The sequence below is a fragment of the Legionella sp. km772 genome (genome assembly GCF_003989735.1).
Taxonomy (GTDB): Bacteria; Pseudomonadota; Gammaproteobacteria; order Legionellales; family Legionellaceae; genus Legionella.
The window spans coordinates 16,564-28,184 of sequence record NZ_RZGQ01000025.1 but is presented as its reverse complement, the minus strand read 5'-3'; the positions used below and the strand labels follow the sequence as shown (position 1 = coordinate 28,184).

Genomic DNA, 11,621 nt, shown 5'->3' with positions numbered 1-11,621 from the left:
TCATCATACTATCAAAGTTCCTATCGCGGGAGAGGGGGTAGATCGAAGTGAAATTAAAAAATCTGTGACCAATTCAAAATAAAATCTTGTCTATAAAAACTTCAGGGACGTTGCCTAATAACGAATACCTTTTTAATAGGCTCTACCCTCTTACTGCTCAGAAAGAAGGATAATTTGCTGTTGTGTGCCCATCTTATTAACATTTTATGTTTTCTGATGATTACGGCCGCCAATCTCTGGCTAGGAAATCCCGCATCCAGCTCCACATTGGATTGGTTCTACATTTCTCCTATTTTGGCCACTGTCACCATTGGCATCAATGGTTTACTTATTTACGGCTCTTTAGCCGGCCTTATGTTAATTACCCTGCTCTCCATCCACCTACCCATATTCTATACTTTATCTCCCAGCGCCCTAAGCGTGCTTAGCCATGTTAACCCCCTCTTCATCTTTTTTTTAATGTGCACCATTTTGTATAATCTTCTCGTTGAAAATAAACTTTATGAATCTTTGTTAAAAGAACAGAACTTTCTTTTATCAGCAGATAAACAAAAATTCCATTACCTTTCTCATCACGATTCATTAACCAACCTTCCTAATCGGTCTTATTTCCACACGCATTTACAAGAATTAATGGATACAGTCGATCCAAAGCAAACTGCGATAAGCTTATATTTCATGGATCTCGATGACTTCAAAAAAATTAATGACCGCTATGGCCATGAAGTTGGGGATATATTGTTGTTACAAGCCGGCAAACGCTTGCAAGCCTGTTTTCGCGATAGTGATTTTATAGCCCGTTTAGGTGGGGATGAATTCACAGCAATCATTACCCACCCCCTTAAAGATAAAATTGCCGATGTTTTAGCTACCCGAATAAAAAAGGAATTTAAAACCCCTTTTCTTATTAAGAACCTTGAATTAACCTGTTCAATTAGCATCGGTACAGCCATCTATCCAACTAAAGCGAAGAATGGGGATATGCTTTTAAAAATGGCTGATGACCTAATGTATCAAAATAAAAAGAAAAAAACCGGCGAATCTCTTTTTTAAAACCTTCACTACAGGTGCACTGACTTTTTCACAAAGCGCGTAAAAAAACCTTAGCAATCAAGCAATAACTTGACAGAATTTGCCGCTCTGGCCTATGATGATAAAGTTTGTTATACCTGGAAACACGATGGGAATTGATCATTTACGCGCTTTAGTCAATGAGGATTTTGAGGCAGTCAACGCGCTAATTATAGAGATAATAAAATCCCCAGTCCCAATGATCAATGATATAGCCAACCATATTATCAACGCCGGGGGTAAGCGTTTACGCCCACTGTTAATTCTTCTTTCCTGTCGCGCCAATCAATATGAAGGTAAAGCCCATATCATGCTAGCTACCATGATTGAATTTTTTCATGTGGCTACTTTATTACATGATGATGTCATCGATGAATCTTCATTACGCCGTGGACGTAAAACAGCCCATAAAATCTGGGGAAATAAAGCAAGTATTTTAGTGGGGGATTACCTGTTCACTAAGTATTTACAATTGATGGTTGACGTGGGGGATATTGATATTATTCACCTGCTCATCGGTATAGCCCCCCAAATGGGATGCGGCGAAATTCAACAATTTTCAAATCGCTGTAATACCAATTTATCTTTAGAGGATTATTTAGAGGTTATTCGCTCAAAAACTTCTTTACTGTTTGCAGCCTCGGCTACTTTGGGCCCGCTCATTGCAAAAGCGGATGAGTCTGTACAAAAATCACTTTATGCCTTTGGTTTACACTTAGGCAATGGTTTTCAACTAATTGATGATGCCTTAGATTATTGTTCTAATGCTAAAACCATCGGTAAAAATATCGGTGATGATTTAGCCAATGGCAAAGTAACCCTCCCTTTACTCTATGCCATCCAACATGGAACCCCTCAACAACAAATAAAAATTCAAGAAAGCTTAAAAAAAGGTAGCCTTAAATACTTAGCTGATATTTTGGAAGCTATCCACCAAACCAATGCCATAGAATACACCCGCAGGGTTGCGGCGCAAGAAATAGAACAAGCTATTGCCGCTTTAGACGTCCTTCCTAATTCAAAATATAAAGAAGGACTGATAGAACTCTCACATTACGCGATTAATCGTGATCATTAAGTATTTTTCATCAGGTCTAGTCATTATCATTTGAAAATAATCCTTAACTCCGATAAATTAGACAGATAACTGGCGCATGCGCTTAAGTAACTATTTGCCACCTGGGATTTTGGCTCAGAGGTCGAGCCCTTGTCTTAGCACTGCAACCCAGCAATGTACACTATTTTCCGTTACAGGGAGTTAGATTAAATGTCCTCAACTAAATTGGATCCCATTGCAACCAGCATTACTATCGCTGTTTTTTTAGCCATAGCGCTTTTTGTTCTGGTTATCGTTGCCAATATTTTTTTAGAGGGAATACCGGTCACTTTAACCGTAGGCTCACTTCAAATTATTTATAACGCCTCTATCTTAAATACCGTTGTTTTTAGTTTAACTGCCTTTATTTCGGGACTTATTGGTGGTTTTTTTGGTGGCTACATTTTCTCAAGGCTCTATAATTATCTTACGGATTTAATTCATAGTGAATAGTTGTACTCGTGGAGCGACCAGTTGGAACTTGATACCTTATTAAAACCCTCCTGGGGCTCGGAAAAATGGCTCGCTGAAGGATGGAATGCTCTCTCACAGGCAGAAAAAGAAGCCATCAACAAAAGAATAGCGGCTTTATTTAAAGCTGGATTACCCTTTGTAATGGATCATTCTCCTATCCTTTATACCCATTTATTTGCCTTATTAGCGCAACTTAAAATTCTGGCACTGCAACTGCCTTTGCAGTTTGAAAAAAAGCTGGAGAGGCCTGATTTGCGACAGAGGATGCATCAACAGTTCTTGGACGAAATGTTTCAAGCCATTGTTTTTACTAAAACACTTTTTTTATTAGCAGCACCTTATGGGACAATTCCCGCTTATAATGCTGAGCTCGAAAAAATTACCCAATTTACGCAGGAGCAGGAGGACCTAAACTTAGGCTTGGTCATTAATTTATTATATAAGGCAATATTAACTAAAGTTTTTTCTAACTTTTATGAGCAAAATATAGCCCCACAGTTTTTTGTCATCCTGTTAAAAGATGAACGTCGCCATCTGCAAGAGGCGGATCTTTATTTAGAGCTTGGACTACCGGAAGAGACGCTATTAAGTAAAACTTTGCAAAATTTTGAAGAACTGATCCTCTCGGCCATAAGCTTAGAGCCCCGTTATGCAGTAGCCATCAGTAATTTATTAGACCCTATGGCTGCGAATAAGTTTATTACTTCCGTGCATGAAAGTTATGTGGAGCAATTAAAAAAAATAAAGAGTACCCCAAGCCATCAAGTAGATCTAGCTATTGAAATGGGGTCCAGTATAGCCAAAGAAACCAATCAGGAAATTAGCCCAATTGAGATGACTACGCTACGAAAAGCAATGATGGGGCAACTAAATAATCCTGGCGATCCAACTATTGTCGCGCAATTTAATCTTGACCTTACTGAGTTTTGTGCATTTCAAAAGGAAGATTCAAATGACCTATTGACCGTTTTAATGATGCAAACTATTAGTTTAATTTTAACCGAAAATGCTGCTTTTCGTAATTTCCTAAATTTTAATAAACTCTATCAAACCGCTGGCGCCTATGTCGCTCTGGTTGAAAAAGTCCCCAGCAGTGAACATTTGGGTACAATCTGCTTTAAAGACTGCCATAAGCTCAATGCAAGCGAGTTATTATTTAAAATAAAAAAAACTGAATTAGTAATGCATTATTGTTATCAAAAACGCGAAGAAATAGAAAAGACCCACCCAGAATTTCAACAGCGTTTAAACGAATTATTGCAAAGCTATACGGAGGATGTCTTCCCCAACCCTATACCTGGCAGTTATGGGGTTTATCTCAGTAACCTCGGAGCCTATGGCTATACTCATGCAGCATCTCCCTTATTCAAACATACAGGCTTACATGTTTTACTGCTGGGTATTGAAAAAAAACAGGTCTGGAATCCCACGACGAATTCTTTCGAAGCAAAGGATCTCCTCGCTATTTCTGTCAGTGCAGATAACCGTATTTTTGATGGCATGTTCCCTCTTCCTGAACTTGCAAATAAAGCCTTTAAGACGGTATTAGCGCAAATGAAAAAGCAACAGGGTTCTACAAAACCCGTAAAACCGCCATCAACCATCGCTGATCTCTTAGCGAAGAAAGGACTAACTAGTTTACTTGATTCACAAAGCATCGCTAAAGAAGCCAAAAAAGTTTTGGGTGATGAGCTAGAGCTTTATAGACAAAAAATTACCTCGAGTCCGAATTTACGGAACTTAGCGGATGAGCTCTTGCTGGACTATATCGGCCTTAACTCAGACCAAGAACCAAGCCATTTCAAAAAGCATTTAGAAAAACTGCTCGCAGAAAATTTAGAACAGGGCTATCGGATCTTAACGAAATTACAAAGCCTATGGTGCGATTATTTAGATATTGAAAAAAACTTTAGCAATGCCTATAAAAACGTTGCCAATAAACGGCTCAGCATGTTGGCAAAATTATTACCTGGTTTAATAAAACAATCAAAACAATTTTAGTCCTATCCTCGCGGCAGGATGCATCCAGATGTTAAGCCTTGCTCCTCTTTAGATTGGCAATCATCGAGGAGAAGGCTAACAGTGATTGTGAAGAACTTTACGCTAGCTTATTTTACTACTTCGCACTGGCGTTTATATTTTTATGAGACTTCTCTACTCAGGAATAACTCCGAGGTTTTTTAAGTCCTATGACCCTCTCTTATAAGACAGGAATATTTTCGGCCCATTGCAGCCAATTTTCTTTGGGATAGGGTTGGCAAAGATCGACTAAATGCAAAGTGTAGGCATGGCGCGATTTATCGGAAAAATTAGCCTTGCTTTTATGAGGTACACGACCATGTAATAAAATAAGCGTGCCTTTTTTTACGGGTAAGGGAATACTTAAGTCCTCTTGCCAGGGCGTGTTGTCATAGTCCTCAAAATAAATTTCATCTTCCTCATTACGAAACATACGTTGCTTTAATGGGGTTGTGGTAGGCGAGGGTATAATTTCTAAGCATCCATTTTCTAAAGTAGAATCTTCAAGAGCAAACCAAAATCCTAAAGCGTCACTATCTTGACCAAAAATATAAGTACTGTCTTGGTGGCATAAAACCTCCGCACCAATTCCTGGTTGTTTAAAAATATACATAGATTGAACTAAGCCTATATTTTTTAAACCTAATTGATGGCCAAGGGCTTTGATCCTCGGATCGCGGGAATATTCTCTAAATACAGGATCTAACTCATGTAAGGCATGGCCAATTTTGTTGATTGAATCTGAAAAAGGCCGTGTGCACATGCCCTGTTCGTCAAAAGCTCCGGCCTCAAAAAAATAGTGGATCTTATCGCCTGAGTCTAAAAAATATTTTTTTTTAGCATGCTCATTAGTATGAGTTGAAAAAATAGTTTTGGGAATATGCTCGTGATTCGTGTGAATCAAGGAATTGACGCGCTCACGTAGGCGATCGCAAACCGCTGAAGAATAAAAATTCTCGACCACTAAGTATCCGTTGTTAGAAAAGAACTGACATTGCTCGGTAGAAAGCTGCATACTAATACTCCATAATTAATTAAATCATCCATAAACTGCCTTGAACATTGATCTATTTTTGCGAATAGCAGGCTTTAAATAAATATTTTTTCTAACTTCCCCATCACTTCAGCGACCGAAATAAGCTGCATGGTTTGCTCACCATGCACATGAGTTCCCCAGACATGTTGCTCATAAGGCATTCCTAAAAATTGTTGTACCGCATCAGGATAGCGATTCACCACTAGATCCGGGAAGCTATAAGGACCAGAAACTAAAGGATTCGTCACGGCATGTAAAGCCACCACCGGAGTATTAACAGCAGCAGCCATATGTGAAGGGCCGGTATCTGGACAAAGGACGGCTTGGGCTTTGCTAATTACTGCCAATAACTGCTTAGGCTTAGTTTTTCCGACCAAATCAACAACCGGAACTTTCTGGGCGATTTGTTCTGCTAATTGCCGATCATAATTTCCGGGACCACCAGTTAATACGACTTGAACCTGCCAACGTCGTTTAGCTTCTAATAATACTTGGATATAGCGTTCTACCAACCAGCTACGCTCAGGTTTACTCGCCGCAGGGTTAAGAATGAGGATGGGGCCTGTTGGCGGTAAATGGCTATCAGCCCAAGCATAATCGGCATCCGAAATAGGCAAATCCCAACGAATAACTTTATCTTTAATCCCTAAGGGCTCAACAAACTTTAAAAATCCCTCCAAGGTGTGTTCTGAGCCTGGGGCAATCTTTTCTTTAATAAACCAGCGATGCCCATCCTTAGCGCGATGATTATCATAGCCAATTTTTCTTTCCGCTTTGATCAAAGGATATAATAAATTAGTCCGGAAACTTGCTTGAGGAGCGAGTAAGATATCAAAAAAACGGTGCCGCATCTGTTGTTTGAAGCGCCAAAAATCGGCAAGCGAATTAGGTTTATCAATAACTATAAATTCTACACCGTCCATTCCCTCCACTAAATCATAAGCTGGTCGAGAAATAACCCACGTTAGTTTCGTATTAGGAAAATGACTTTGTAAGGTACGAACCAAAGGAACTAACATCAAAACATCGCCTAAAGCGGAGAGTCTGACGATACAAAGGGAATTAATCATTTTGCAAAACGAAACGTGATCCGCAATAAGGACACACCTCTACTCCCGTTTTTTCTATAGGCAAATACACTTTAGGATGAGCATTCCATAACTCCATCGAATCCGTAGGGCAACTTAAAGGCAATTCACTACGATGCACTACATAATTTTTTTTAGCACTAGCTGGCTCTTTATTTTCAGTCAACATAAGCATCCTCTACGGCATGATCTATTAAGAAAGATTATTATCTAATATTTCCTTGATTTTCGCTATAATCTCTTCATTAAAACTCGGTTTTTGCGGATCATAATATAAAGCCCCCTGCCAATTTCGCAACCAAGTCAATTGACGCTTGGCTAGTTGGCGTGTTGCAGCAATACCTTTTTCGCGTAAGTCTTCATAAGGATAAGCACCTTCGAGGTATTCAAAAATTTGTCGGTATCCAACACAACGCATGGCCGGCATTGAGGATTCTAAAGGCCAATGATTCTTTAACTGGCGAACTTCATCAATAAAACCTAAGTGAAGCATTTCATCAAAACGGGAGGCAATACGCTCATGAAGCCATACTCTTTGCTGAGGGAAAAGGGCAAAATTTACAAATTGATAATCCGGTACCTTTTTATGTTCACGTTGAAAAGTAGATAAGGGAATCCCAGAAAGCTGATACACCTCTAAAGCCCGTTGTATTCTTTGTGCATCATGGGCATGAATCCTTTGAGCTGTTGCGGCATCGACTCTCATTAATTGTTGATGTAAATGCTCCCAGCCGTAACGTTGCGCTTCTTGTTCTATGGCCGCTCTAACCTGCTCATTGGCCTCTGGTAGGATAGATAAGCCTTGTTGTAAGGAATTGAAATACATCATCGTTCCCCCAACGAGAACAGGAATTTTCCCTTTTTTAAAAATCGTCTCACATAAGGCTAATGCATCACTACAAAATTCGGCTGCCGAATAGGATTCAATGGGATTTTTTATATCAATTAAATGATGAGGAAATTTTTTTAATTCCGCGAGGGAGGGTTTTGCCGTACCTATATTCATCCCGCGGTAAATTAAGGCTGAATCAACACTAATCAATTCAACTGGGAAATGATTGAGCAACTCACAGGCTAAACTGGTTTTACCGGCAGCCGTTGGCCCCATTAAACAAAATACTAATTTAGGCATCTAATAACATCCGACAATCTTCTAAGGTAAAAGGCTTATAGGCCGCAAAATCGGGTAATTGGCCTTGGTGACTTGTTAATAAAAGCTGACTCAAAGCCATGCGCTCTTCCTGGTTAAATTGTCCAGCTTCCACTATCTGGGCGCCAATTAATTGCTCGGTCAGCTCCTTGCGGTTAAAGGTCGTTAGTTGGTCAAGTTGCTGGAAAAAAAACTTTAAATCCAAGTAAGGAGTGGTAACAGGAATACTGCGAATTAAAATCGTTTCCTCTTGCACCTCAATATGAATCCCTAAATCCGCTAAAATCAGTGGTAAATTAGCTACCTTTTTCAGTGGCTTGCTTAAAGGGTAGCGTACAGCGACTAATAAAGGGCGGTTTGCTAAAGGATAGGAAGCTAATTTTAAATGTTGGGATAGCCAAGCTCGGTATAAAGCCGGTATATCAACCAAATAAGGTTGCTGTCCAAGCCACAGCAAACTGAATTGCCTATTTAAGGGTGTCCATGGTATTTCCTCATAATTGGACAGGCGAGAGATGGAGCCAGATGTAAGTTGTGGCAGGCTTAAATTTTTTTGCAGCGGCACGATAGTGGGCAAAAATTGAGGGGTAGGTTCGCTCAAATAATGTTGCTTATCTTCTTGCGGGGTTTCTATGGCCAGGGCCTTAGCTAATTGGGTAATAAAAAAATCATGCACTAGTCGGGGTTGCTGGAAGCGAACCTCATGTTTAGTCGGATGGACATTCACATCGATTTCATTCGTGTTGAGGGTGAAATAGAGCAAGCAAGAAGGAAAGCGACCTGGGTGTAGCAGCCCTTCATAAGCTTGTTTTATTGCATGATGGATAAGCTTATCCTTTACCATCCGTTGATTAATATAGACCCATTGGCGATCATTTTGACTGCGTTGGTACTCTTTGCCGCTAATCCACCCGTGAATTCGCATAGCGCCTTGTTCAACATCAAGAAAAACAGCGCTTTTCATAAACGAACTACCTAGTATTTTAGCCATACGGTTTTGTTTTGCTTGAGCATTCAACGCGCTGGGCAAAGAAAACATCAATTTGTTATTATGAGTTAAGGTTAAAGCAATTTGAGGAGCACTCAAGGCAAATCGCCTCACTACTGTCTCAATTGCCTGAAACTCTAGCCGTTCTGTTTTTAAAAAGCGTTTTCGTACGGGTGCATTAAAAAATAAATCACGCACATCAATCGTTGTACCCGTGTTGCGCGCGCAAGGAGCAAGTTCGAGTTGGGCACCTTGGCTGGTGAGCATCATTGCATGCTCTTGTTCTGCGGGCTTTGAACTAATAGCCAATTTGGCAATCGAAGCAATACTCGCTAGAGCCTCCCCTCTAAAACCCATACTGCTAATGGCATATAAATCATCCAAACGCCTAATTTTACTGGTTGCGTGGGCTGCGATAGCTAAGGGTAAGTCTTCAGCGACGATACCTACACCGTTGTCACTAATTTTAATCTGGTTCAAGCCGCCGTAGGCAATATCAATATTAATTTGGGTAGCGCCCGCATCCAATGAGTTTTCGAGTAATTCTTTTACTACCGAGGCAGGTCGCTCTATCACTTCACCGGCTGCAATTTGATTAGCAATGAGTGCGGGTAGCTGCAAAATCCGTTTGCTCATGCTGGAATCACTAAGCGTTGTCCAGGTTTTAAGGATGCATTACTTGCTAGATGGTTTATCGCTTGTAAATTAGCGACTGACGTGCGATAACGCGCTGCAATGCTTGGTAAGGTTTCGCCACGTCGAACGATATGGAATTTATTCATTAACATTGCTTCAAGACGTGTTCCATGAGGAGGGTTGCTCAAAAAATAGCTTTTTAGGCCATCGAAAATTGCCTGGCTTAAGCGCGTCTGATAAGAAGCACTGGTCAGGTTTTTTTCTTCCACTGGATTAGAAATAAAGCCAGTTTCTACTAAAATAGAGGGAATATCAGGAGATTTTAAAACCATAAAACGTGCTTGTTCCACACGATGATTATGCAAGCGTGTAAACCGTGTCAGTTGGCCTAGAACACGGCCTCCCATCTCTAAACTCGCATTAATGGTTGCTGTTTGCGATAAATCAATTAAAACAGAGCGCACAACCCCATTGTTATCATCTAAATCGCCAAGGTTAACCCCCCCTAACTCGGAGTAGTTTTCTTTTTCAGCAATCCAACGGGCTGCTTCACTGGTGGCGCCCCGTTGTGATAAAGCAAAAACGGAGGCACCACTGGAATGGGGATTATTAAAAGCATCGGCATGAATGGATACAAAAATATCACCATTATACTTACGCGCAATGTCTAGACGATCCCTTAACCCCACATAGTAGTCCCCTGAACGTGTTAGTACCGCCCGCATGCCGGGTTGTCGATCAATAAGTTGCTTTAATTTCAAAGTAATGGCTAAGACAACATGTTTTTCTCGACTGTTACGAGGCCCCTTGGCGCCGGGATCTTTACCCCCATGTCCTGCGTCAAGAACAACCACTATATCCCGCAAAGATTTATTGGATTTACTAGCAGCAAGCACTGGTTTAGTGTGTTTTATGGGTGCGGGAGAAGAGCTAATTTTTTTAGCAGCCACAGTAGGGTGGGCTTGTTTATGCACCTGAGCCAGTGTTGTTCGTGGTTTAGTGCTTGCTGCTTTTTTAGGGCCCATCCGAACAAGGGAGTGAGCTTTAATAGGAGGGGCAGTTGCTGATCGAGCAGCAGGTGCCGGCGGGAAAGTCCCACCTTGACTAATCATATCGATACGAACACCCTCTAGGGAACCAGCAGTTGACCAAGGACTAGAAGTTGCTGTAACCTTTTGATTCACTTCAAATACTAACCTTACGGTTTTAGAGTTAGTCATACTGCCACGAATTTGCTTAATTAAAGTACTATTAAGCTTTAGTTGATTTAAACTAAAGCCAAGTTGACTACTATCAAAATCGATAACAACTCGATTAGGTTGGGTCAAAGTAAATATACGATGGGTAAATGCGCCTTGAACAGATAAATAGATACTGGCCTTATTCCCTGTTTGCGACGAAGTAATATTAGTGATTTGTGCGGCAAATAAATTAAAGCTACCTAGTAGTAGAGCTAACCAGAAACATCTTATTTTTTTCATTACTCACCCGTTAGACCTTCTAACATCGTTCTACCCATGGCGCTAAAGGCTGTTATTTCTAACTCACGCCCGCTCTCTTTTACCATTAATTTAAAACGAACATCGACTGCTGGCAATAATTGCCCCGCATGCTCTGCCCACTCAATACAGCAAATATTTTGTTCCATGAAGAAATCTCGAAAACCGATGTACTCGAGCTCCTCTTCATGATGAATGCGATATAAATCAAAATGATGAACCACAAAATCAGCGCAAGTATAACTTTCCACAATAGAAAAAGTTGGACTTTTAATAGCACATTGTATACCCAAAGCACGTAACATGGCACGAATTATTGTTGTTTTTCCAGCCCCTATCTCACCACTAAAACTTAAGGTTAATGGTGCTTTGAGTTGCGTGGCTAATCGCTTGGCCCATTGTTCGCTAGCTTGTTCATCGTCTAAAAATAGAGTGACTTTGTCATTTTTTATCATTAATTAAATCTACTTCATTGTTATAATAGTTGATGTTTAAACCTGTCTTATTAGACCTAGTCGCTGCGAAATAGAGAAGGCAATGCTGACGCACTTTTCTTCTAAGAGG

The 11,621-nt window shown here is 40.4% G+C and carries 11 protein-coding genes; 4 read left to right on the top strand and 7 right to left on the bottom strand.

All coding sequences use genetic code 11. The features are described 5' to 3' along the window. Nucleotides 1–216: 216 nt before the first annotated feature. From ELY15_RS04870 to ELY15_RS04855, 4 genes are all read left to right on the top strand, one after another. Nucleotides 217–1,053 carry a GGDEF domain-containing protein gene (locus ELY15_RS04870; RefSeq protein WP_127098531.1) on the top strand — a complete coding sequence of 279 codons (837 nt, stop codon included), beginning with the start codon at nt 217–219 and terminating at the stop codon, nt 1,051–1,053. A 127-nt stretch (nt 1,054–1,180) separates the two neighbouring features. Continuing rightward, a complete protein-coding gene (locus tag ELY15_RS04865) occupies nt 1,181–2,149 on the top strand; it encodes a polyprenyl synthetase family protein (RefSeq protein ID WP_127098533.1) in 969 nt (322 codons plus the stop codon). Between the two features lie 189 nt (nt 2,150–2,338). Then, nucleotides 2,339–2,620 carry a hypothetical protein gene (locus tag ELY15_RS04860; protein WP_127098530.1) on the top strand — a complete coding sequence of 94 codons (282 nt, stop codon included), beginning with the start codon at nt 2,339–2,341 and terminating at the stop codon, nt 2,618–2,620. Between the two features lie 21 nt (nt 2,621–2,641). Next, on the top strand, nt 2,642–4,642 hold the full coding sequence (locus tag ELY15_RS04855; protein ID WP_127098529.1) for a 2-oxo acid dehydrogenase subunit E2: 2,001 nt from the start codon (nt 2,642–2,644) through the stop codon (nt 4,640–4,642). Nucleotides 4,643–4,841: 199 nt separating this feature from the next. Here the strand turns inward: ELY15_RS04855 and ELY15_RS04850 are convergent, their stop codons facing one another. The 7 genes from ELY15_RS04850 to tsaE all read right to left on the bottom strand — a co-directional run bounded on the left by ELY15_RS04850 (nt 4,842) and on the right by tsaE (nt 11,512). After that, nucleotides 4,842–5,675, bottom strand: a complete 834-nt coding sequence (locus ELY15_RS04850; protein WP_127098528.1) for a phytanoyl-CoA dioxygenase family protein — start codon at nt 5,673–5,675, stop codon at nt 4,842–4,844. Nucleotides 5,676–5,749: 74 nt separating this feature from the next. Continuing rightward, nucleotides 5,750–6,766: a glycosyltransferase family 9 protein gene (locus ELY15_RS04845; protein ID WP_127098527.1), complete on the bottom strand. Its 1,017-nt coding sequence runs from the start codon at nt 6,764–6,766 to the stop codon at nt 5,750–5,752. Continuing rightward, complete coding sequence (locus tag ELY15_RS04840; protein ID WP_127098526.1) at nt 6,759–6,953, bottom strand: zinc-finger domain-containing protein; 195 nt, start codon at nt 6,951–6,953, stop codon at nt 6,759–6,761. The genes ELY15_RS04845 and ELY15_RS04840 overlap by 8 nt, the downstream gene beginning before the upstream one ends. Nucleotides 6,954–6,977: 24 nt before the next feature. Further along, the gene (gene miaA, locus ELY15_RS04835; protein WP_127098525.1) at nt 6,978–7,916 is read right to left on the bottom strand and encodes a tRNA (adenosine(37)-N6)-dimethylallyltransferase MiaA; all 939 of its coding nucleotides are present in this window, start codon (nt 7,914–7,916) and stop codon (nt 6,978–6,980) included. Continuing rightward, nucleotides 7,909–9,558: a DNA mismatch repair endonuclease MutL gene (mutL, locus tag ELY15_RS04830; RefSeq protein ID WP_127098524.1), complete on the bottom strand. Its 1,650-nt coding sequence runs from the start codon at nt 9,556–9,558 to the stop codon at nt 7,909–7,911. Before mutL ends, miaA begins: the two co-directional genes overlap by 8 nt. After that, nucleotides 9,555–11,039, bottom strand: a complete 1,485-nt coding sequence (locus ELY15_RS04825) for an N-acetylmuramoyl-L-alanine amidase (protein WP_127098523.1) — start codon at nt 11,037–11,039, stop codon at nt 9,555–9,557. Before ELY15_RS04825 ends, mutL begins: the two co-directional genes overlap by 4 nt. Then, on the bottom strand, nt 11,039–11,512 hold the full coding sequence (tsaE, locus tag ELY15_RS04820) for a tRNA (adenosine(37)-N6)-threonylcarbamoyltransferase complex ATPase subunit type 1 TsaE (protein WP_127098522.1): 474 nt from the start codon (nt 11,510–11,512) through the stop codon (nt 11,039–11,041). Before tsaE ends, ELY15_RS04825 begins: the two co-directional genes overlap by 1 nt. Nucleotides 11,513–11,621: the final 109 nt, after the last annotated feature.

Excerpts from the sequence above, each read along its gene's own strand:
- ELY15_RS04840 (WP_127098526.1), bottom strand. The coding sequence starts at position 6,953 with ATGTTGACTGAAAATAAAGAGCCAGCTAGTGCTAAAAAAAATTATGTA.
- tsaE (WP_127098522.1), bottom strand. The coding sequence starts at position 11,512 with ATGATAAAAAATGACAAAGTCACTCTATTTTTAGACGATGAACAAGCT.
- ELY15_RS04825 (WP_127098523.1), bottom strand. The coding sequence starts at position 11,039 with ATGAAAAAAATAAGATGTTTCTGGTTAGCTCTACTACTAGGTAGCTTT.
- ELY15_RS04860 (WP_127098530.1), top strand. The coding sequence starts at position 2,339 with ATGTCCTCAACTAAATTGGATCCCATTGCAACCAGCATTACTATCGCT.
- ELY15_RS04870 (WP_127098531.1), top strand. The coding sequence starts at position 217 with ATGATTACGGCCGCCAATCTCTGGCTAGGAAATCCCGCATCCAGCTCC.
- mutL (WP_127098524.1), bottom strand. The coding sequence starts at position 9,558 with ATGAGCAAACGGATTTTGCAGCTACCCGCACTCATTGCTAATCAAATT.
- ELY15_RS04865 (WP_127098533.1), top strand. The coding sequence starts at position 1,181 with ATGGGAATTGATCATTTACGCGCTTTAGTCAATGAGGATTTTGAGGCA.
- miaA (WP_127098525.1), bottom strand. The coding sequence starts at position 7,916 with ATGCCTAAATTAGTATTTTGTTTAATGGGGCCAACGGCTGCCGGTAAA.
- ELY15_RS04845 (WP_127098527.1), bottom strand. The coding sequence starts at position 6,766 with ATGATTAATTCCCTTTGTATCGTCAGACTCTCCGCTTTAGGCGATGTT.
- ELY15_RS04850 (WP_127098528.1), bottom strand. The coding sequence starts at position 5,675 with ATGCAGCTTTCTACCGAGCAATGTCAGTTCTTTTCTAACAACGGATAC.